The organism is Novosphingobium sp., assembly GCF_036820275.1.
Taxonomy (GTDB): domain Bacteria; phylum Pseudomonadota; class Alphaproteobacteria; order Sphingomonadales; family Sphingomonadaceae; genus Novosphingobium.
Map to the genome: position 1 here is coordinate 61,773 of NZ_DAISLT010000027.1, position 22,363 is coordinate 84,135.

Annotated in this window: 17 protein-coding genes and 3 pseudogenes; 6 read left to right on the forward strand and 14 right to left on the reverse strand. The window is 59.9% G+C overall.

Annotated elements, in window-relative coordinates; genetic code table 11:
• The coding region (locus tag V7066_RS19350; RefSeq protein ID WP_334184611.1) for an IS630 family transposase at positions 1-710 on the reverse strand (710 nt) is incomplete at its 3' end.
• Positions 711-849: 139 nt separating this feature from the next.
• Between V7066_RS19350 and V7066_RS19355 the strand changes: the two genes are divergently transcribed.
• Positions 850-2,403, forward strand: coding sequence for an FAD-binding oxidoreductase (locus V7066_RS19355; protein WP_334184612.1), 1,554 nt, complete (start codon positions 850-852; stop codon positions 2,401-2,403).
• A gap of 410 nt (positions 2,404-2,813) precedes the next feature.
• Here the strand turns inward: V7066_RS19355 and V7066_RS28800 are convergent, their stop codons facing one another.
• The 6 genes from V7066_RS28800 to hisD form a co-directional block, all read right to left on the reverse strand.
• Positions 2,814-2,930 (reverse strand): VOC family protein, encoded by a 117-nt coding sequence (locus tag V7066_RS28800; protein ID WP_442947349.1) that lies wholly within the window; start codon positions 2,928-2,930, stop codon positions 2,814-2,816.
• Between the two features lie 78 nt (positions 2,931-3,008).
• A protein-coding gene (locus V7066_RS19360; protein WP_334184613.1) for an IS3 family transposase occupies positions 3,009-4,162 on the reverse strand; the annotation gives its coding sequence in 2 pieces (ribosomal slippage) (positions 3,009-3,904 and positions 3,904-4,162; 1,155 coding nt in all).
• Positions 4,163-4,223: 61 nt separating this feature from the next.
• Complete coding sequence (locus V7066_RS19365) at positions 4,224-4,475, reverse strand: VOC family protein (RefSeq protein WP_334184614.1); 252 nt, start codon at positions 4,473-4,475, stop codon at positions 4,224-4,226.
• Positions 4,475-5,599: an alpha/beta hydrolase family protein gene (locus tag V7066_RS19370; protein ID WP_334184615.1), complete on the reverse strand. Its 1,125-nt coding sequence runs from the start codon at positions 5,597-5,599 to the stop codon at positions 4,475-4,477. The genes V7066_RS19365 and V7066_RS19370 overlap by 1 nt, the downstream gene beginning before the upstream one ends.
• Positions 5,600-5,638: 39 nt before the next feature.
• Positions 5,639-6,403 carry an SDR family NAD(P)-dependent oxidoreductase gene (locus V7066_RS19375; protein WP_334184616.1) on the reverse strand — a complete coding sequence of 255 codons (765 nt, stop codon included), beginning with the start codon at positions 6,401-6,403 and terminating at the stop codon, positions 5,639-5,641.
• Positions 6,404-6,409: 6 nt separating this feature from the next.
• Positions 6,410-7,738, reverse strand: coding sequence for a histidinol dehydrogenase (gene hisD, locus V7066_RS19380; RefSeq protein ID WP_334184617.1), 1,329 nt, complete (start codon positions 7,736-7,738; stop codon positions 6,410-6,412).
• 268 nt (positions 7,739-8,006) lie between these two features.
• On the opposite strand from hisD, the pseudogene V7066_RS19385 reads away from it, so the two are divergent.
• A pseudogene (locus V7066_RS19385) lies at positions 8,007-10,259 on the forward strand (NADP-dependent malic enzyme).
• Positions 10,260-10,774: 515 nt separating this feature from the next.
• Here the strand turns inward: V7066_RS19385 and V7066_RS19390 are convergent.
• The 6 genes and pseudogenes from V7066_RS19390 to V7066_RS19410 form a co-directional block, all read right to left on the reverse strand.
• Positions 10,775-10,903, reverse strand: a complete 129-nt coding sequence (locus V7066_RS19390; RefSeq protein ID WP_334184618.1) for a hypothetical protein — start codon at positions 10,901-10,903, stop codon at positions 10,775-10,777.
• A 20-nt stretch (positions 10,904-10,923) separates the two neighbouring features.
• Positions 10,924-11,043: pseudogene (locus V7066_RS28805) on the reverse strand (hypothetical protein); the annotation flags it as partial.
• Between the two features lie 69 nt (positions 11,044-11,112).
• Positions 11,113-11,730 (reverse strand): transposase, encoded by a 618-nt coding sequence (locus V7066_RS19395; RefSeq protein WP_334184619.1) that lies wholly within the window; start codon positions 11,728-11,730, stop codon positions 11,113-11,115.
• 161 nt (positions 11,731-11,891) lie between these two features.
• On the reverse strand, positions 11,892-15,008 hold the full coding sequence (locus V7066_RS19400) for an efflux RND transporter permease subunit (RefSeq protein WP_334184620.1): 3,117 nt from the start codon (positions 15,006-15,008) through the stop codon (positions 11,892-11,894).
• Positions 15,005-16,105: an efflux RND transporter periplasmic adaptor subunit gene (locus V7066_RS19405; RefSeq protein ID WP_334184621.1), complete on the reverse strand. Its 1,101-nt coding sequence runs from the start codon at positions 16,103-16,105 to the stop codon at positions 15,005-15,007. The genes V7066_RS19400 and V7066_RS19405 overlap by 4 nt, the downstream gene beginning before the upstream one ends.
• Entirely contained in the window at positions 16,102-17,520 is a 1,419-nt protein-coding gene (locus tag V7066_RS19410; RefSeq protein ID WP_334184622.1) for an efflux transporter outer membrane subunit, read from the reverse strand. The genes V7066_RS19405 and V7066_RS19410 overlap by 4 nt, the downstream gene beginning before the upstream one ends.
• A 317-nt stretch (positions 17,521-17,837) precedes the next feature.
• Between V7066_RS19410 and V7066_RS19415 the strand changes: the two genes are divergently transcribed.
• The 4 genes from V7066_RS19415 to V7066_RS19430 all read left to right on the forward strand — a co-directional run bounded on the left by V7066_RS19415 (position 17,838) and on the right by V7066_RS19430 (position 21,470).
• Positions 17,838-18,524, forward strand: coding sequence for a response regulator transcription factor (locus V7066_RS19415; protein WP_334184623.1), 687 nt, complete (start codon positions 17,838-17,840; stop codon positions 18,522-18,524).
• Between the two features lie 29 nt (positions 18,525-18,553).
• Positions 18,554-19,828: a HAMP domain-containing sensor histidine kinase gene (locus V7066_RS19420; RefSeq protein ID WP_334184624.1), complete on the forward strand. Its 1,275-nt coding sequence runs from the start codon at positions 18,554-18,556 to the stop codon at positions 19,826-19,828.
• A gap of 51 nt (positions 19,829-19,879) precedes the next feature.
• On the forward strand, positions 19,880-20,674 hold the full coding sequence (locus V7066_RS19425; protein ID WP_334184625.1) for a MipA/OmpV family protein: 795 nt from the start codon (positions 19,880-19,882) through the stop codon (positions 20,672-20,674).
• Positions 20,675-20,849: 175 nt separating this feature from the next.
• Positions 20,850-21,470, forward strand: coding sequence for an NAD(P)-dependent oxidoreductase (locus V7066_RS19430; protein ID WP_334184626.1), 621 nt, complete (start codon positions 20,850-20,852; stop codon positions 21,468-21,470).
• 147 nt (positions 21,471-21,617) lie between these two features.
• Here V7066_RS19430 and V7066_RS19435 read toward each other — a convergent pair.
• Positions 21,618-22,363: pseudogene (locus V7066_RS19435) on the reverse strand (IS3 family transposase); the annotation flags it as partial.

The window sequence follows — 22,363 nt, forward strand, 5'->3', positions numbered from 1 at the left end:
AACTCCTGATGCCGGTGTCGTTGCATGTTGCGGCCGATCACGGAGCCATCCAGGACATTGAGCGCGGCGAACAGGGTCGTGGTCCCGTTGCGCTTGTAGTCGTGCGTCATGGTTGCGCCGCGACCGCGCTTCAGCGGCAAGCCCGGTTGGGTCCGGTCGAGCGCCTGGATCTGGCTCTTTTCATCGACTGACAGCACGATCGCGTGCGCAGGCGGTGAGACGTAAAGCCCGACGACATCGTGAAGCTTCTCGGCAAAAGCCTTGTCGTTCGACAGCTTGAAGCTGCGCCAACGATGGGGCGCCAGACCGTGGTCGTGCCAGATTTTCACGACCGATGACGCCGCGATACCAACGGCTTTAGCCATCGCGCGCACTGTCCAATGGGTAGCCTCGTGGCCGGGCGTCTCCAGCGTCAGCTTCACGACCTTGTCAACCAAAGCAGCGTCGAGAGGCGCAATCCCCGGTGGGCGGGTCTTGTCGCGCAGTAACCCATCCACGCCTTCGGCCATGAACCTTTCCTGCCAGCGCCATACGCACGTCTTGGATTTGCCCGTCGCCATCATGATCGCCTGAGTGCCCAGGCCGCGAGCCGTCAGGAGAATGATGCGCGCCCGCCAGACATGCTTCTGCGGCGAACCCCGCGCCGCAACAATCGCCTCAAGCCGCTTCGTGTCCGGTGCAGTGACCTCGATATCGATACCCGTTCGCATGCCGCATCGTCGCACGGCACCGACGGTATGGGAATCCCTCAAGCGGACTCATTCGTTCCGATCAATCCACTAGAATTATTACCCAATAATAATGTCTAGTATTGTGTCGGGAAGCTCCCTGTTAAAGGAGAGGAAAGAAATGCAGTCATTCGTGGAGACTTCGGTGCATCCAGATGCGGAACGTCTCGAAACAGCCCGCCGTCGGTTCGTGGCAGAACTTGGTGCAGAAGCTGTAAGGGATGATGAGATCGGCGTGAAAGAATTTCACGACCCGTATGAAGGACCCGGCGCAGTCTCTCATCAACCTTCATTGATCGTTCAGCCCGTATCGGTGGAGCAAATTCAAGCCGCTGTGCGTATCGCGGCCGAAACGGGCGTCCATCTCTGGACGTCCTCGATGGGGCGCAATTTTGGTTACGGTGGTTCCGCACCGGCCGCCAATGGGGCCATTGTCCTGAATTTGCGCCGGATGAACCGTATACTCGATATCGATCCAAAAAATTGCTTTGCCCTGCTTGAGCCGGGCGTAACCTTCCAACAGCTTTACGAGGAAATTAGGAGGCAAGGCCTGCCGCTGGCCATGTCCGTCCCTGACCTTGGCTGGGGAAGCATCATCGGGAACGCGCTGGACCATGGCATGGGTTATCATGTCATGGGCGATCACGCTTCCTCTCTATGCGGTCTTGAAGTTGTCTTGGCCGATGGTGCGCTTGTCCGCACGGGACAGGGTGCAATCACCGGAAGTCCTCTCTGGTCCTGCCATCGGCGCGGCTTCGGACCATCCATGGACGACCTTTTCAAGCAGTCGAACTTTGGGATCGTAACCAAGGCAGGCGTGTGGCTCACTCCCCGCCCGGAACAGTTTGCGGCTGGCTTCATCCGTTGTCACCAGGACGAGGATGTAATTCGGTTGGTCGACATGCTTCGTACGCTAATGCTGGAGGGAGTGCTTCAGGGTACACCCATGTTGCTGAGCTCGCCCCGTGCCATGGCAGATGAAGGCGAGGCAGGAGGGGGTAGATACACCATGGCAAACCTGCGCAGTATGCTGCCGCCCGGCCGATGGAATGCTCGCTTCGGCTTATATGGCAACCGCCGAATGGTAGACGCGCGCAGCGAAATCTTGAAAGAAGCTGTCGCGACCATTCCCGGAGCGATGCTCGATTTGCAAACTTACCCAGGTGATGTGGATCCGCACGACGTTGCTCCTCCTCATCTCGTACCTGCGGGCATTCCCAACCAGTTTCTCAAGGATCAGTTTGAATCGATCTTCGATCAGTTTGGGCACATGGATTGTTCACCGGTCATCCCAATGACCGGTGAAATGGCCTTGAAAGTTGAGAAACTGGTTAGCGAGATATTGTCCCGTCATGGATTGCTAGGCGCATTTGGTGCCGGCTTAACCAACCGCAGCATGATCTGCGCTACGATGATTCTTTTCGATAAGAGCGATCAAGATCGTGTTACCGCCGCGAAATTGGCGGTAGGACAACTATACGATGAAATCGCAAAATGGGGATGCGCTCCTTATCGAGCCCATATTTCTCTGGTTGATCAAGTGGCCGATAAGCAAGATTACAACAACCACGCGCTTGCCAAGCTTTATCAGAAGTTAAAGGGAGCACTCGACCCGTCCGGTATTCTCTCACCTGGCAATCACGGTATCTGGCCAGTCAACTCGGGGGAACGATGATCTTGTCAACCTTTTACGGTAGGTGGTAGCCTACGACCTATCGCGTGGGGGGGATAGCTGAAGAATGCTGATCGCCCCTGCCCGATTAGGGCGTCGAGATGGAACGCCTCGAGGCACAGAATGTAAAGTGACTTCCACAAACCGATCGGTACGCAAGCAATACGATCCGGCAGCGTCACGATCAGTTCCTTTGTGTCCGGCAATATCCCACTGTTCATGATGCAGTTGCAACCTACGCACAAGCATAGCTCTACTTGTCTGGGGCTATCTCAATCTTGTTTCGACGGTGATCTGGGTTTTGCACGCTAGATTAAGGCACCGAGCACCTCGCCTACTTCCTTGCCGATTGGCAGGAAGTCTCGCGCCGTAGCCTTTCAGGATTTCCTTGGCGAGAGGTATAAGAAGGGATCTCAAATGACAGGTTCCTCAACAAATTCGATCAGGTTGCCGGCGCAATCGCGCAAGAAGCAGCCTTTGCCGAATGCCTCGCGCACGATCATGGCAATATCCGCGCCCTTGGCCTCCATTTCAGCAAGAAAGAGGTCGAGATTCCCAATCCGGAATGCGACATGCTTGTTGTGACCTGCCCCCCGTCAGTCCCTCGATCATAACGAGAGTCCAGCGGTTGAATACGATGGCCCGGACGCCTGCACAAGCGCGTCGGGCATGATGGTCTCGTCCTGCACGAAGGCTCGACGCGCTTGTGCAGGCGTCCGGTTTCCCAAAGATGAGTGGGGCCGGACATTGTTGTAATCGTAGCGCCAGATCGCCAGCTTCCGGCGGGCATCGGCCAGGCTGTCGAACAGTTCCTCATTGAGCAGTTCATCGCGCAGCGAGCCGTTGAAGGACTCGATGAACCCGTTCTGCTGAGGCTTGCCCGGATCGATGTAATGCCATTCGACCTGGTTCTTGCCGGCCCAGTCCAGGATCGCCCGACTGGTAAATTCGGTGCCATTGTCGCTGACAATGCAAGCCGGTTTGCCATGGAGGCGCACCAGCGTGTCGAGTTCCCGCGCCACCCGGGCGCCCGAGATGCTGGTGTCGCCCACCAGGCACAGGTTTTCCCGGCAGCAATCATCATTGATGGCCAAAATCCTGAACTTGCGCGAGGCGCCGAATGTGTCGGACACAAAGTCCATCGACCACCGCGCGCCTGGGATCAGCGGCACAGGCATCGGCGTGCGACTGCCACGCGCCCGTTTTCGGCCACGACGGCGGCGCACCGACAATCCTTCCTCCCGGTACAGCCGGTAGAGCTTCTTGTGGTTCATGCTCATCCCCTGGCGTTCCAGCATGATACCGATCCGGCGATAGCCAAAGCGACGGCGCTGGCCTGCGACCTCACGCATGGCAGTTCGGATGGCACCGTGGTCCGGCGGGCGTTCGCGCCGGACCGTCTTTGGGTCGACACCAATCAGCACACAGGCCCGGCGCTGGGAAATCTGGTAACTTCCCAGCACCTCGAGCACAGCGTCTCGCCGCTGGCCTGGCGTCGTCAGGCTTTTCCCAGCAGATCCTTGAGGATCACATTGTCGAGCATGCTGTCCGCCAGCAGCCGCTTGAGCTTGCCGTTCTCATCCTCAAGCTGCCGCAGCCGGCGGGCATCGGACACTTCCATCCCGCCGTATTTGCCCTTCAGCTTGTAAAACGTCGCCGTGCTCAGCCCATGCTTCCGGCAAATCTCGACGGTCGGCAGCCCGGACTCCTGCTCCTTGATCATCCCGATGATCTGCGCCTCGGTAAAACGGCTCTTCCTCATGCGTCTGCTCCTTCTCGTGGGCAGACTCTACATCAGAATGAGGGATCTTTCGGGGGGCAGGTCAGTTGCCATGGGTTCTGAGATCGCTTGGCGGGAAGCGGCGCTCATCAGGCAGAGGGGCTGCGCCGACAACCTCGAACAGTTCGAAACGCAGCGAGCCATTCTTTACGAAAGCGGCCTTGGCGTTGGCCTTCTCGATGAAGAAGCGATGCTCGAGCGCGAATCCCAGCATCTCCCCATACCAGGCGATCGCGGCTTCAAGGTCGGGAACGCTGACCCCACCGTGATGAAAGGCGAACACCGACCTGATCATCACCCCAGTTCCGCGAAGGTTTCGGCACACCAGTCCGCGATATAGTCGCGCATCGCTGTCCCATTATCGGCACCGCAATGCTCGACCTCGAAATCCATTTTCGTGAACATGCGCAGGTGGCGTTTGGAGCTGTTGACAGCCTGATCATAGCTCATCTGCGCATTGAAGGCCGGGATCTGCCGGTCGTTCTCGCCATGGGTGACGAGGAAGGGCACCTTGATCTTCTCCACCTGGCCATCGAGTGTGATCTGATCGGCATAGGCGAGGAACTCATCGCGATCGTTGAAGCCGAATACCCACAGCACATGGTCCCAGTAATGCGGAACAGGGTTTTCCCCTTCATTCTTCACCCGTTCACGCTGGCGCTTGCCCCAGACATGATTGGCCCCCATCACCGCGCACAAGGCGAAACGTGGGTCATTGGCGGCAATGCGCGGCGCATGATAGCCGCCGAAGGAGAGGCCAAAGATGCCGATCTTGTCGTGCGCCACATCGCCGCGGGTCAACAGATAGTCGAAAGCGGGACTACCCCAGCGCTCCGCGTCATAGACTGCAGGTAGCCCACGGTTGCGTATCGCTTCACCCGTACCGGGCTGGTCGACGAACAGGGTATTGATGCCGCGCTCGAGGTTCGACTTGCCATGGCCCGCCATGTTCACCTGTTCCTTCATGGAATCGAGGCCGTTGACCGAAACCAGGGTCGGCCGCGGCGTACCCGACCCGTCATGCACGAAGATGCCGGTATAGCTCGCGCCTTCATAAGGGATCTCGACCTTGTCCACATGCAGGCCGCGCAGGGCCGATCCTTTGTGATAGAGTTCCAGCCCCTTTTCATAGGCGGCCCAGCGCGGCGCGTAATCCCGGCTCTGCATGCGCTCGGCAGCGAGATAATAGCCGCTGGCACGCAGGAACTTGGTGCCGGCGGACAGAGCGTAACCCGCAGCCAGATCCGCCTCGGCATTGGCCGCCACCTGATCGGCGACCGCGATCCAGCTGTCGAACAGTTGCGCCGAACCTGCATCAGCTCCGGCGAGCGAAGCCTCGCGCACCGGCCGGCACGCCTCGTCTATCTCGCCATGGTTGCCTCCGCACACCAGCGCGAGGTTGGTGGCGAGGTTCCACACATAGTTTCCAGGAAAGGGTTCGAACATAACAAAAAACTCCTAGTCGGCGGTCCAACCGCCATCGACCAGCAGGCTGGTGCCCGTGATCAGCGCGGCCGCATCGGATGCGAGAAAGGTGACAGCGCCCATCAAATCCTCGAGGGTACCAAGCCGCCCGAGCTTGATCTTCTGCAGCACCGAATTCTTGAATTCGGCATTCTCGAAGAACGGCCGCGTCATCGGCGTTTCGATAAATGTGGGAGCGATCGTATTGGAACGGATGCCGTGCGGCGAGAGGTCCAGCGCAAAGGCTTTGTTCATTCCTTCCAGCGCCCATTTGGAGGCGCAATAGAGCGATCGATTGGACCCACCGACATGTCCCATCTGCGAGCCGATATGAATGAGGCTGCCGGCGACCCCACCGGCGATCATCCGGCGTGCGGCGGCCTGCGCGACGAAGAAGGCACTCTTGACGTTGAGGTCGAGCACTGCGTCGTAATCGGCTTCTTCCACGTCCAGCATGGACTTGGGGCGATTGGTTCCGGCGTTGTTGACGAGGATCGAGAAAGCTGGCCGGCTCTCGAAGAACGTCGCGACGGCGGAGAGGTCGGTCACATCCAGGCAGGCAGCTTGGGCATCTCCGCCAGCCGCTCTGATAGCCGACGCTCCCGCCTCGATCTCTCCGCCTGATCTTGCCGCCAGCGTCACGGCGGCGCCGGCTTCCGCCAGCGCAGCCGCGAGCGCGAGGCCGATCCCGCGGCCGGCGCCGGTGACGAGCGCAGGCCGCCCATCGAGGCGGAAACTCGGCGTCTTCGGCAAGTCCATGACCGCTTACTCCGCCGCGTCCAGAGCCTCGGCTTTTCCGGCATAAGCGATGTTGCGATGACCGTAACGGCGCACGCGGATATTGGCCTGCTCGCCATGACCGGCAAAGCCCTCGAGCGCACATAGCCGCGAGCAATATTCGCCGATCATAGCCGACGCCTCGTCGGTGAGAACACGCTGATAGGTGCAGGGCTTGAGGAACTTCCCGACCCACAGACCACCGGTATAGCGCGCGGCCTTTTTGGTCGGTAGCGTGTGGTTCGTGCCGATCACCTTGTCGCCGAAGGCGACATTGGTGCGCGCACCCAGGAACAGCGCGCCGTAATTCGTCATGTGGTTGAGGAAATAATCCGGCTCGGCGGTCATCACCTGCACATGCTCGGACGCGATCTCGTCCGCGATGCGAAGCATCTCGGCGTCATCTTCCGCGACAATTACCTCACCATAGGTTTCCCATGCCTTGCGGGCATAATCGGCGGTGGGAAGAATTTCGAGCAGCCGCTCGACCTCCTTCATCGTCTCGCGGGCAAGCTTTTCGGACGTGGTGAGCAGCACCGCCGGGCTGTCCGGGCCATGCTCGGCCTGACCGAGCAGGTCGGTCGCGGCCAGTTCGGCATCGCAGCCGATCTCATCGGCGATCACCAGCGTTTCGGTTGGGCCGGCGAAAAGATCAATGCCCACGCGCCCATAGAGCTGGCGCTTGGCCTCCGCCACGAAGGCATTGCCGGGGCCGACGAGAATGTCGACCGGCTTGATGCTCTCGGTCCCGATCGCCATCGCGCCGATAGCCTGGATGCCGCCCAGTGCATAGATTTCGTCGGCGCCGGCAAGGACCTGAGCGGCGACGATCGCGGGTGCGGGCTTGCCATGGAAGGGGGGCGCACAGGTGATCACTCGCGGCACACCCGCGACCTTGGCTGTGATCACCGACATATGCGCGGAAGCGAGCAGGGGATATTTGCCGCCTGGCACATAGCAACCTGCCGCATTGAGCGGCAGGTTCTTGTGGCCGAGCACGACGCCGGGGAGGGTCTCGACCTCGACATCCTTCATCGAATCGCGCTGGATTTGCGCGAAATTGCGCACCTGCGCCTGCGCGAATTCAATATCCTTGAGATCCTGTCCGGAAAGCTGGTCAAGGCAATCCTGCTTCTCCTGTGCGGTTAGCGCGTAGCTTTCGCGATCCCAGTTGTCGAACTTGATCGACAGTTCACGCACCGCTGTATCACCGCGTGCCTCAATGTCGGCCAGAGTCGCTTCGACAATGTCGCGAACCTTGCGGTCCGCTTCCGCCCGAACGTCGGCGGCCGCACCGCGCTTGAGATAAACTGCCATGAAATCCTCTCTTCCATATGACTCGCGGCCGACCGGAGGCCAGCATCAGGATGAGACCATGGCGGCGATCAGGGGCTGTGATCCAATCGATTTGGTCAAAGGCTGGTATCGACCGATTGCCTTTGTAAGACCGGGTGCGCGCGCGGCACTGCGAATCCCATGCGAAGAGCTGGGTCTGTCCTGTCAAGCTGGTCCAGCCTCTTGCACGCAACAACGACCTTCCCGCGATGGCACGCCTGGAACGTCATAACACGGAGAGTTTGTCAGGATGGCAGATACACAGGCGATGATCGAGCGCGAGGCACTGGATTTCCATTCGGTCGGACGGCCCGGCAAAATCGAGATCGTTTCGACCAAGCCGATGGCAACCCAGCATGATCTGGCGCTCGCCTATTCGCCCGGTGTCGCAGTCCCGGTGAAAGCCATCGCCGCTGACCCCGCAACCGCCTACGACTATACCGCCAAGGGCAATCTGGTCGGGGTTATCACCAATGGGACGGCGATCCTGGGCCTCGGCAATCTCGGCGCGCTCGCTTCCAAGCCGGTGATGGAAGGCAAGGCCGTTCTGTTCAAGCGTTTCGCCGATGTCGATTCGATCGATCTCGAACTTGCCACAGAGGATGTCGATCGCTTCATCGACGCCGTTGAGCTGATGGAACCCAGCTTTGGCGGCATCAATCTCGAAGACATCAAGGCACCTGAATGTTTCGTGATCGAACAGACCCTGCGGGAACGTATGAACATTCCCGTGTTTCATGATGACCAACACGGCACCGCTATCATCTCCGCCGCCGGCCTGATCAACGCCTGCTATTTGACCGGCCGAGAATTGTCGGACATCAGGATTGTCGTGAACGGCGCAGGCGCCGCCTCGATCTCCTGCACCGAACTGGCGAAAGCGCTGGGCGTAAAGCCTGGCAATGTTACGCTCTGCGATTCCAAAGGCGTGATCTACAAGGGGCGCACCGAGGGCATGAACCAGTGGAAATCCGCGCATGCCGTCGAAACCTCAGCGCGCACGCTCGAAGAGGCGATCGTGGGCGCGGATGTTTTCTACGGCCTCTCCGTCGCCGGCGCGCTTACCAGGGAGATGGTGGGTAAGATGGCGCCAAGCCCGATCATCTTCGCGATGGCGAACCCGGATCCGGAAATCGACCCTGCCGCTGCGCGCGAGGCGGCACCGGATGCGATTATCGCAACTGGACGCTCGGACTATCCTAACCAGGTCAACAATGTACTGGGCTTCCCCTTTATCTTCCGCGGCGCGCTCGACGTACGCGCCACGAGGATCAACGAGGAGATGAAGATTGCCGCCGCTCATGCACTGGCCAATCTCGCCAGGCAGCAAGTCCCTGAAGAGGTGGCGGTTGCCTATGGTGTGGCGCATCGTTTCGGGCCGGATTATATCATTCCGGCGCCGTTCGATCCGCGCCTGATCGAGGTGGTACCCGCCGCTGTTGCTCAGGCCGCGATGGATACTGGCGTCGCGCGCAAGCCGATCGAGGATATGGCGGCCTATCGTGAAAGCCTGCGCGCTCGGCTTAACCCGACGACATCCGTCCTCGCCTCGGCCTATGAACAGGCCCGCTCGCAACCGCGACGGGTGCTGTTCGCCTAAGCCGAGGAGGAAGTGGTATTGCGCGCGGCGATCGCCTTCAGGGATGGCGGCTACGGTATCCCGGTTCTGGTCGGGCATGATCACACATGGGACATGCTGGTGAGACTGGGAGCTGATCCAGCGGATTATGAACTGCACAATGCGCGTCATTCGCCCCTCGTGCCCCGCATGGTCGAACTGCTTTATGACCGCGTTCAGCGCCGGGGATATCTGCGCCGTGACGTCGAGCGCATGGTCAATCGCGACCGAAACATATTCGGCGCGCTCATGCTCGAACTGGGCGAGGCGGACATGATGGTGACCGGCGTCACCCGGCCTTTTCGGCAGACAATGATCGAGGTCATGCGCGCGATCGATCCGGCGCCTGGGCATACGCCTTTTGGCATCCATCTTCTGGTTGGACGAAATCATTCGGTCTTTTTAGCCGACACAACGGTGAACGAACGACCGTCGGCTGAGCAGCTTGCCGATATCGCTGAGCAAACGGCTGCCGTAGCCCGGCGCATGGGCCAGGAGCCACGCGTCGCCTTCCTTTCCTATTCCACTTTCGGCAACCCGCCAGGGAAATGGGTCGGCAATATCCGCGACGCGGTAGCGGCACTTGACGCGAGAAACGTCGATTTTGAATATGAGGGAGAAATGGCGCCCGATCTGGCGCTCAACCCCGCGCTTCAGAAGAACTATCCGTTCAGCCGTCTGTCGGGGCCGGCGAACATACTGGTGATGCCGGGGCTGCAATCAGCCAACATTTCGGCCAAACTGCTCAAGGAACTAAGTGGCGAACACATCATCGGCCCCATGCTGATCAACATGAAGCATTCGGTCCAGATCGCGCCGATGTCCGCCAGCGCATCTGACCTGGTTACGCTCGCCGTGCTGGCGGCCGCCGGGATCGCGCGCTGATCACAGTGATCGGGGCGGTGCTGGCCATGGAGATCGTGGGGGCTCGGTCGCGGCGTGTTGTGACATTCGTGGTCGCCCTCGCGCGTTCCTAACTTTCTGCGTTTCTGGCCATGGGCTCGGCATCCATGCCGACCCGGCCTGCGCGAGCGTCGTCATGTTCGATGCACGCCTGTGTGGACTGGAGATAGCAAACGCTCATGTTCCATGGGATCTTCCGGATCCCCGATGGTCTGGGCCAGATCTGGTGCGTAAGCAGATGGCATAAAGGATCTCAACGATCGCTGCTCCACTTCCTGGTATCAGGAAGGTACTGGTCTTTCCGCTGGGCACGTACTCTACGAAGGACGACAAAAAGCTAGCCATGAAAAATCGCCACTGAGAGAACGGCATGACAGCGGCCTCTTATGAGACCTGTGCGCAAGTAGGCGTAAAGCTATGAAATCACGTACGTTCTCAGAGGATGGGTTGGCCCGGTATCTGTTTCAGTATCGGTTTCATTTGGATGGTGCTGAGATTCATGCCGGACCCACGAGGATATTCATGATGCCCTTGAGATTGTAGGCGATGACGGTGAGGTGGACTTGGAAGGCGGCTTTGGGAGGACACGCCATCGCATTCGGCGCAGGCCATAGCATCGCTTCCATGTCCCGAAGATTCTCTCGATCCCGCCACGCATGCGATGGATGGGTTGGTTCGACTCACTCAGCTTCCGCACCTTTTCCTGTTTGTCGCGATCCCACGTGCCAGTGACGACGAACTGCGGGATGCCGCCCCTGAAACGCATGGCATCGCGAAAGTGGTTACCGCGATATACGCTGTCGGTAAACACCTCCCCGAGGTCCTCAGAAGGGCGTCAGCTTCCGCTTTCCCGTAGTTGATCTTGGCGGACGTGATCGACACTTCCTCGACCAACGCCGTGTCGGCGTCGGGTCCGAAATGGGCCTTGAACCCAAGAGCTGCTTCTCTTTCCTATGTGCTTTACCAATTGCGCATCTTCGTCACCCTCAGTCGCGGAGGCAATGATAGTTTCATCGACGAGGGTTTCGGTCTTGACCGTCACCGCCTTTGAGCTGAGCTGTGTGGTAACGGTCTCGAACTGTGTCCGGTCAACTTTATGGGGTGCCAGCATCCTACGAAATCTGACAAAGACGGTGCGTTCGGGCCTCGTTTCATTTGCTGGAAACCCGCAAAAGTGGCGGAAGGAGGCGCGATCGTCGAGCGCCTCGACCAGCTTTACGTCAGACAGGTCGTACCAGTTTGATAGTAGTAGCGCCTTGACCGTTGCGGACGGTGGCCATGCGGGCTCGCCCTTGAGCGGGTCCAGAAGTACCGCGATCGGCGTCCATTCGATCAGGGAAGGAAGCGTGTCGAGTGGTGAGGTCGGTCGGCCGCCGCCAACAAAACCGAACTGCTCCTGACCGATCGAACGACACGCCATCTGCTGCTCTCCCTCTTGGAGAGTCCATAGCATCAGCTATCACGCCTACCCGCGCACAGGTCTCATTAATGGTGCGGGTTTCACCACACTTCTTATTTCTCTAACCACGCGCCGAGGTTGGCAGCGCACGGCGACCAAGCGTACAGCCCCTTGATAAACGGAGGGCCATCAGCGACTAAAGCGTTCACGAGCCATCACTCACTCACTTCTGCGCTCCGGGCCGTGGAAGTTGGATGAATCATGGAGTCGCGATGAAAGACCTCGCCCGCCTTTCTCCTGAGCCAATGCTCGAAGTCGTCGACATAAGTGAAGATGACTGGCACGACGAGCAGGCTGAGCGCTGTGGACGTGATCAGCCCGCCGATCACCACGACCGACATGGGCTGGCGGAAACTGGGATCTGCTCCAAAACCCAGCGCGGTGGGCAGCATGCCCGCGCCCATGGCGATCGTGGTCATCAGGATGGGCCTTGCACGCTTGTGGCAGGCATCGATCAGGGCTTCGTAGCGCGACAGTCCGCGATCCCGCCTGGCCATAATCGCATATTCAACCAAAAGGATCGAGTTTTTGGTGACAATGCCCATCAGCATCAGAAGCCCGATCACCGCCGACATTGAAAAGCTCATGTTGAAGATAAGCAGCGCGAACAGCGCGCCGCCGAGCGAAAGCGGCAATGCCGAGAGAATCGTGGCAGGTTGCAAGAAATCATGGAACAGCAACACCAGTACCGCATAGATGCAGAAAATGCCGATTGCCATCGCGAGGGCGAAGCTGCCCATCATTTCCGTGGTGCGCTGCAGTTCCCCTTGCTCGACAAGACGCACGCCGCTGGGGAGGGTCCTGAGAGCGGGGAGCTTTTTGGCTTCGTTCATGACCTCGCTGAGCGGCCGGCCGTTAAGCTCGACCGAAAGCGTGACGTTACGCGATCGATCGATGCGGTCGATTTGTGACGGGCTGCTTCCAAATGCGATCTCGCCCAGCGATGCCAGTGCGACGGGGCCGTTGGTTCCATTTACGCGAAGCTGACCGATCGCGTCGGGATTTTCGCGCAAAGAGGGGTCCATACGCACCCGAATATCGACCTGCCGCTCGGACAGGTTCATCTTTGGTAGCGAGGCCGAATAGTCGCCATAAGTGCCGATCCGCATGGCGTCGGCGATATTCTGGCTGGTTACACCAAGTTGAGCGGCGGGGGCGTAATCGGGCCGAATCTGGATTTCCGGACGCTGCAAAGCCGCGCTTGAGGTCACATTGCCGATACCCTTTATGCCGCCACGGATTTCGCCCTCCAGCTTTGCAGCGGTACGCTCGAGTAACGATCCGTCATCGCTCGCCAGAACGATCTCCAGCACCTCGCCATTCCCCATTCCGCCGATGCTGACGCGTGTGCCGGGAAGAACGCGCAAAGCCTCGCGGATCTTCGCCTCGACTTTCGACTGCTTCATGCTCCGCTCGCTTCTGGGGACCAGGTCCACAGTCAGCGACGCGCTGCCGAGATTCGTGGTCGAGGATGTGCCTTCCGGACCATTGGAACTGGTCGCCGTCCCCACCGATGAAAAGACGTGAGCGACCTCAGGCAGCCCGCGCAGGATGGTGTCGGCCTGCCGCGTGATCGCGACGGTCTGTTCAAGCGTACTACCGGGTGGAAGTTCGAGCGAGACGCTGGTCTGGGCGTTGTCCTGGGCGGGAATGAAGCCCGAAGGCAGGAACGGAATCATCGATAGCGACAGGATCAGAAACAGCCCGGCAAGCGCCACGGTGGTTTTGCGATGATCGAGAGTGGTATGGATCCATCGCAGATACCGCGTCATCAGGCTCCCATCCTTATCCTCATGCAAGGTCGCCTTGAGGAAATAGGCCGCCATCATCGGAGTGAGAAGCCGTGCAACCAGCAGCGAGCACAGCACCGCGATCGAGGCGGTAATGCCGAACTCGCGGAAGATTTTGCCGGGAATTCCACTCATGAACGCCGTCGGCAGGAACACCGCGACCAGCGTGAAGGTGGTTGCGATCACCGCCAGACCGATCTCGTCGGCCGCCTCCATGGCCGCCTGATAGGCGCTTTTGCCCATTCGCAGATGTCGCTCGATATTCTCGACTTCGACGATCGCATCGTCGACAAGAATGCCGATCACCAGCGCGATCGAGAGCAGCGAGACCATGTTGAGCGTGAAGCCGAACAGATAGATGGCGCCGAAGGTAGGGATAATCGACAACGGAAGAGCCGTCGCGGAAATCAGTGTCGCGCGCCAGTCTCTCAAAAACCACCAGACGACAATGACCGCGAGGAACGCCCCCTCGATCAAAAGATGCATCGAGCCTTCATAATTGTTCTCGATGGGCTCGACTGTGTTGCTGATCTCCGTGATCTTGGCCTGGGGATGCTGCTGCGTAAATGTCGCGATGCGCTCGCGCACTTTCTTTGCGATGGCGACATCGCCGAAACCGAGGGATCGCTCCACGCTGAAGGCGATGATTTCCTTGCCGTCGCGATAGGCACGAGTCGCGCGTTCCGCATGGGCGTCGCGGATCGTCGCGACTTGCGCGAGGGTCACCATTTTCCCGTTGGTGGCAGGGACGCTGATCCTGGCCAGTTCCTGCGGATCATGCATGGCGGCAAGCGTTCGCAGCGATTGGCGCTGGTTCCCAACATCGCCCTGCCCGCCGCTATTGTCGCTCTGCATCGCCTTGAGCTTGGTGCTGACGTCGGAGGCGCTCACGCCAAGACCCGCCATCAAGGCCGGATCGAGATCGACATGAACCTCACGATCGACACCGCCGATGCGCGATATGCTTGAAACACCCTGAACAGCTTGCAGCGCCTTGGTGACGTCATTGTCGATGAACCAGGAGAGCTGCTCCTCATCCATATTAGGCGCACTGATCATATAGGTGAGCATCGAGGAGCCCGCGCCGGTCTGCCTGGAAACCGTGGGCGTTTGCAGAGCCGACGGCAGATCCGTCCGCGCGCTGTCGACAGCATTGCGCACTTCCTCGACCGCTTCGTTAGGATCCTTGTCGATGGCGAAACTCACCGAAATGCTGACATTGCCTTCGGTGATGGCCGTGGTGACATGGTCGAGATAGCGCAGCGAGGTCAGCTTATCCTCGATCTTGCGGGCGACCTCGGTTTCCATCTGCTCCGGCGCCGCGCCTTCGAGCGTCGCGCTGATAGTCACGGTGGGCTGATCCATGTCCGGGAAATTCTGGACCTGAAGCCGGTTGAAGCCGACGATTCCGAATACCGTCAGCATGATGAACAACAGCACCGCAGGGACCGGATGTTTGATCGACAGGGACGAGATGTTCATTTGCGCGCGTCCTTTGCGGCCACGACCCGCACGACGAGACCATCACTCAGAAACGGACCGCCGCTTTTGACGATTGCGGCGTCGATCGGGACACCGGTCACCGCGACCCGCCCGTCACGCCGCTGCCCGGTCGTAACAGAGGTCTCCTGCACCTTGTTCCCTTTGCCGAGAACGAAGACAGAAGACTTGCCATCGCGCAGGACCACCGCTGTATCAGGCACCGTGAGCACTTTGGAAGATCCGGCTTCGAGCACCCCACCGGCGTACATGCCGGCCTGCGCCGGCGATCCGACAGGCAGCTGGACATAGGCGATGCCGCGACTGGTATCGGTGCTCAGCGTCGGTGCAACGAGGCGGATCGTGCCAGAAACCTCCGCGCCGCCCGGCAATGTGACACGCCCTACCTGGCCTGCATGGACGGATTGCAACTGACGCGAATCCAGCTCGGCCTGCCACTCGACTCGTCCCTGGCGGACCATCCGGAACAATTCTCCACCGGCGCTGACAACCTCGCCGAGATTGGCCGAGCGCGAAGATACGACACCGGAATCGGGTGCGCGCACCATGGCCTGGCCGAGCGAGACTTCCGTCGCGCGAAGTTGGGCTTTTGCCGAGTCGAGCGAAGCCTGCGAGGTCTGCAGCGTGACCTTGTAGCTTTCGATCTGCTGTGCCGAGAGCGCACCGCTGTGACCCACCTGCCGCGCTCGCTCGACGTCGCTTCTGGCCTTTGCAAGGTTGGCCTGTGCCTCCGCCACGGCAGCGACCTGTTGCGCCCGCTGCGCTTCGAGCGTGTCCCTTGCCAGTACCGCGAGAACCTGTCCCTTTCGGGCCCAGGTGCCGACATCGGCGTTAAGGCTGGCAACGCGATAAGGGCCGGTCTCGGCGGAGATGACCATCTCCTGCCACGGCTTGAGCGCGCCGCTTGCGGTGATCTCATGCGGCCAGAGACGTTCTTCCGGCTTGGTGACGTCGACAGCAAGGGCCGTGGAGCCCTCATCTTTCGTTCCAGTCGTGTCCGAAGACGAGCAACCGGCCAGCGACAGGGCGCCCAGCGCAATGGTGCATGCAAATACGCGAGATAACGATTGGCGTGTCACGGGTGGGTAACTCCGATCGAAGATGGCTTGGTCACGCTGCGGTCAGCGGCGTTCCAGCCTCCGCCCAGCGCCTTGTATAGAGCAATCCAGTACTGCACCTGAGACTGGCGCAGACTGACAAGACCACGCTGCGCATCAAGCGCATCACGTCGCGAACTTTCGCGGTCGAGCAGGCTGCTGGACCCCGCCTGGTAGAGTTTATCATTGGCTACGAAGCTGGCCTGATATCCCTGTGCCGAACGTTCTGCGTCGATTTCGCGCGCACGCGCTGAACCGAGCCGGACAAGCGCCTGCTCCACCTCGAGCACCGCGCTTCGTACTGTCTCGCGGTAGGTGGCAAGTTGCAGGGCATAGGCCGCTTTCTTGCTGCGCACAGCCGCGCGGTTCCTGCCCCCGTCGAAGATCGGCAGGCTGAGCGTCGGGCCGAAAGACCAGCTTTTCGTGCCGCCACCCTGCGAGATCGATCCGCTAAGCGACAGGCTGGGAAAGAGATCCGCGACCGCCGCGCCGATTTCGGCGCTGGTCGCCGCCAACTCGCGCTCGGCCGAGGCAACGTCGGGCCTTTGGCGCACCAGATCCGCAGGAACCGAGGTCACTTCGAATATTTCCGGCCGGGGCAGTTCGCCGGTGCCGGCGGCGAGCACCGCGCGCAGGGCCGTCTCATCTTCTCCGGTAAGCGAGACCAGGCTTTTGACCAGAAGGTCGCACTGCGCGACCTGATCGGTATAAGTCGAGCGGATGCTTGCGGCGCTTGCGTCCGCCAGATCGGCATCGGAAGGCGCCGTGAACCCGGCCCTTGCGCTGATCCGGGTCAAACGCGCTGTTTCGCCTTGTGACTGCGACTGCTGGCTGTAAAGCTTGGCCAACTGCTCGCATCCGCGCAATTGCGTGTAGTCGTCCGCGACTTCGGCAGCGAGAGAAACGCGGGCATCGTGCCAGTCGTCAATCCGTTCGTCGATGCGCGCACGCGCGGCCTGGTTGTTGCGCCGCACCTTTCCGAACAGGTCGATTTCCCAACTGGCGTCGCCACCCCACTGGAAACCCGCGGTGTCGGAGGTGATCCCGACACCGCCAGTGCTGAACGTCTGGCTCGAGCGGGTATATTTGCCCGTGCCGGTGAGGCTGGGCAGCGCGTCTGCTCGGCTGCTCGAAAGGTCTGCGCGCGCGGCATCGATCCGCGCCACGGCTTGCTCGAGCGAAGGGCTGTTCTTCTCCGCCAGTTCCTGCAAATGAACCAGGATCGGATCGTCGAAGCGTGACCACCAATCGCTCAATTGCGCAAGATGGCCGCCATGGGGGCGCGTCGCCTGCCAGGCGGATGGTGTCGCTATCTGCGGTCGGTGATAGTCGGGCCCGACGGTGCAGGCGCTTGCGAGCAGCCCTGCCAAAAGAACCGGCATTCGCAAACGCAGCATCCACCTTCATCCGAAAATTGTCAGAACCATAGCTAGCCCTGTAGCAGAGGATTTTGCGGCAGTGCGCGCGGGACAGGTAAAGATAGGCAAAAGTTGCGCTAAGAAACGTAAAGCCGGGTTCTCGTCGCTAATGACATTTGGCATTCCGACCATGAACCGAAGCCATCATCTGCTGACCCGGACAGATTGTGCGAACACGCAGGCGCGGCTTCCCGCTCCAAAGAACCCAGGCGTACGGTCATGCAGGATTTGCTATCGAAGCACGATCGACCGCGCTCAGTTGCACCCGGGCGCTATGGAAAGGGCGTGTAGCAACAATGGAAAAGATACTTCTGGTCGACGACGATGTTGAACTCACGACCCTGCTCAGCGAGTATCTCGCCGAGGAAGGCTTTTCCGTAGACGCCACCGACGACGGACGTGCTGCGATCAGCGCCGCGCAGGCTGGTACGGCGGACATTATCGTGCTGGACGTGATGATGCCGCGTATCAACGGGATCGATGTGCTGCAGAAGATCAGGCGGGTGAGTTCGGCACCGGTGCTGATGTTAACCGCCAAGGGCGACGATGCGGACCGGATCGCGGGGCTCAATCTTGGCGCCGATGATTATGTATCCAAGCCCTGCTCTCCAGGCGAACTCGCCGCCCGGCTCAAAGCAATCCTGCGCCGAGTGCGCCGGCCGGGCGCCAGTGTGGTGCCCGACGTCGTGCATGCCGGCAAACTTACTCTAAACGCCGCCAGCCGGACAGCTGACTGGGACGGCCGATCGCTCAGCCTGACCGGGACGGAATTCGGCCTGCTCGAAATCCTTGCCCGCAATGTTGGGCGGCTTGTCTCTAAGGATGAACTCTCGAGGCTGGTGTTCGCAAAGCCGGCGACCTCGTTCGATCGCCGGATCGATGTGCATCTCAGTTCGATCAGACAGAAGCTGGGCGTGCGAGGGGATGGCCAGGCGTGGATACAATCCGTGCGGGGCCAGGGCTATCAGTTGGTGCAAGGCTGACCATGCGGACCTTGTACTGGAAATTCTTCGTGATCGTCTGGCTCACGCTGTCAGCAACGATCATCGGCGCGATCATATTCGTGGTTACCTTCCAGCTTCTTCCGTTCGCTGAGGAAGTCGAGCGAGGCCAGCGTAGCTTTGCTCTGCAAGTGACCGAGCGGCTGCTTCGCACAGAAGGAATTGGGTCGGCGCGAGCCTTCGCGGACGCGGCCGCACGGGCAGCCCCGGCAATGCGACTTTTTATCCTTGATGTTCCAGCGGCTCGCTGCACCGCGCAAAGCGCCGACGTGCCAAGCGTCATCGGCGTCGGTTCGCACTGCTATCGCATCCAGATGGAAGCTGCGTCCGCCCGAACTCTCGCAAATGGTCTGCAGAGGTTGGCGCCCTGGATCACTGCTTTACTGGCAAGCGCGATCGCGGCTTTCTGGCTGGCACGATACATGATCAGACCTGTTGCCTATCTTCGACAAGGGTTGGCTGCTCTGGCGCAAGGTCATTTCGATGTCCGGATCGGCGACAAGATGGACGGGCGCAAGGATGAAGTGACGGCGCTCGCGCATGATTTCGACAGCAGCGCGGAGCGACTGCAACAACTGCAGCAGACTCAGCAGCGTCTGTTTCATGACGTCTCGCATGAACTGCGTTCGCCCTTATCGCGACTGCAGGCATCTTTGGGGATTTTGCGACAAAGTCCAGGCAAGCTGGTACCCCTGATGGACCGTATGGATCGCGAAATTCAGCGGATCGACGGTCTGATCGGCGAGATCCTCACTCTTGCCCGGCTGACAGCCGACTCTGCCGATCGATCCGACTTCCAGGTTTTGGACATCATCGACCTGTTGAATGAGATCGTCACCGACGCATGTTTTGAAGGTCAGGCTCGAGGCGTCAGGATCACAGCCGACATCAGCGGATCCTTCGTAACACAAGTCAGCGGCGAACTCATCTATCGCGCGCTTGAGAATGTGATCCGTAATGCCGTCAAATATACGGCTGAGAATTCCATGGTCTCAATCAAGTGCATGATCGCCCCCGATATTCTGCGTGTAACGGTAACCGATGAAGGGCCAGGGCTGCCAGCTGAAGATGTAGACAAGATCTTCCGCCCTTTCTGGCGCAGCGACAACGGCGCCCCCCATCAAGGCTATGGTCTGGGGCTGGCGATAGCGAAGCAAGCGCTCGATCGCCATGACGGCCATATCGCTGCTGCTGTCGGCCAGAACGGCGGCCTTGAAATCCGTCTGGAAATACCACGTGTCCGGGCCGGCGTGGAGCGCGACGGACCCGCGGACAAGATGACCTGATTTTTCGCGTAGGGGGCCAGAGGGCCACACAGCCACCGAAGGATGATTTTGATGCAATGCTCGAAGCCCATCAAACTTGTTGCCGCCTCTCTCCTTTTGACATCGAGCGTGTCGGCGCTGGCTCAGGAGCCAGATTCCCCGCCACCAGCCAGCGGACCACCGCCTGGTGACCACGTGCTTCTGGGCATTGGCACGATCTATATGCCAAGCCGGCAAGGCTCCGACAATTACCGCGTTCTGACGCTACCCGCGATCGACATCGCCAAGGGAAGGCTCTTTGCCAATCTGAAGGACGGTGTCGGCTTCAATCTGGTCCAGACGCCGGTACTCAGTGTTGGTACAAGTGTCGCGGTGATGCCGGGCTTCAGGCAGCGCGACGTTCCCAAAGGCATTGATAGCGTCGGCTTCGGGGCCGGAGCGCGCGTGTTCGCCAATCTGAGGGCGGGTGGACTTATCGCGACCATTGGCGCAACGCAGGGCTTTGCAGGCAGCACAAAAGGTCTTATCGCCGATGCGAGCATCGCCTACCCGATCTCGGTGTCACCACGCTTGATGGTCGTTCCAGCGCTGTCGACGAGTTGGGCAAATGGCAAACACAATGATCGCTATTTCGGGATTGATGCAGCAGAGGCGCAGGCATCCGGGCTTCGGGAATACCATCCCGGAAGCGGGTTCAAGGACGCCTCGATCAGTGTCTCGGCGAATTATCGATTGAACAGTCGGCTCAGTCTGGGCGCTACGGTCGGCGTCACGACATTGATCGGCGATGTGAAGAATAGTCCCCTGACTGAGAAGTCGACCCAACCCCTCGCTATCCTGTCCATGACCTACCGTCTCAGCCCTTGAGCTGACAAGTCAGCGGTTCGTGGCCCAAGGTTGACTTGCGTCCGCTGCGCAGGATTTTACCAAACGCGAACAGAGCATAAAAGACATTCACAAGCTGAATGGGAGCCATCTACAAAAGTGTGCTTTTCATGCTCGCCATGGCCCCTAAGGTGAACGTCGAACTAAGAGGACCAAAATGGCATCGATCATCATCGTGGGCGCGAGCGGCAACATTGGCAGTTGCATTCTTCGCGAGGCAATAGCCAGGGGCCATGCGGTTACGGCCGCATCGCGCGATCCGGGCAAATTCCCCGAGGCGACTGACTTCAAGATCGTACGCGCTGACACGCATGAAGTCGAACATCTCGCCGAATTGTTGCGCGAAAACGAAGTCGCGATCTTCGCCGTCAAATGGAACGAGAACGATATCGATAGCGTGATAGAGGCCATCCGCCTCAGCGGCGTGGCGCGCGCTATCGTAGTTGTAGGAGCGGGCAGTCTCGAGCGCGAGGATGGTCGCCTGCATTTCGATCATATGAAGGATAAGGGCATCGAGCCGCCGACTTCGAGGCCGGCGATGCTAGCTCTCGACGCCCTGCGCGTGCAGGCGGATATCGTCTGGACGGCTATTTCGCCACCCGTCGAAATCTATCCTGGCGAACGCACCGGCGTTTACCGGCTCGAAGGTGATATCATGCCCGAGCCATCCGTCGGCTTTCCGCACGCCCGCATCTCACGTGAGGACTTCGCCGTCGCCATTCTCGACGAAGTTCAAGGCTCACAGCATCTGCGACGGCGGTTCACCGCCGCCAACTGACACGTTCAACGCTCGCCTTCGGGAAGTCGCGTCATACCATTCTTGCCCAAGCGTCAAGGTCATCTTGCGGGTGTGGCGGCGTTGGACAACATTAAGGCGCGGACAGGGTGAAGCGCCCCGGGTTTTCCGGGGGCTATCTGGTTTGACTCAGGCAGCCATATCGAGGGTCTCGATGGCTGCATAGTAATTTGCCTCTGCCTCGGCGGGCGGAATGTAGCCGATGGGACCGGAGAGGCGATGCTCGTTGTACCAGTCGACCCAGCGCAAGGTCGCCATTTCGACGGCCGACGCACTCGGCCAGGAGCGCTGGCGCCAGATTACCTCTGCCTTGTAGAGGCCATTGATTGTTTCGGCCAAGGCGTTGTCGTAAGTGTCCTCGACACTGCCGACTGAAGGAACCAGGTTGGCTTCGGCAAGGCACTGTGTGTAGTTCATGGCAAGGTATTGAACGCCCCTGTCACTGTGGTGGATCAGGCCATCCTCAGGTCCGGGGCGACGAGCATGAATGGCCTGCTCCAGGGCATCCAGAACGAACACCGCGGTTGCCGAGGTGCTGACCTTCCAACCCCCGATACGCCGCGCATAGCCCGACGTAAACGAAACCTGCCCAGGTGTGCACGTACCTGAAATCGACCACCCACAAGGCGTTGGGCCGGGCGACGCGGAACTCCCGGTTGACCTTGTCCAGCGGACACGGAGCCTTGGGATTGCTGACCGTGGTGACGGTCGTCTTGCCCCGCCGGATGCCGGCCAGGCCCATGCTGCGCATCAATCGTTCCACCGTACACCTGGCAATCGAAATTCCCTCGCGGCGCAGTTGATGCCAGACCTTGCGCGCACCGTAGAGGCCAAAGCTGTTCTCGTGCACGCGCTTGATATGCTCGCGCATGTCG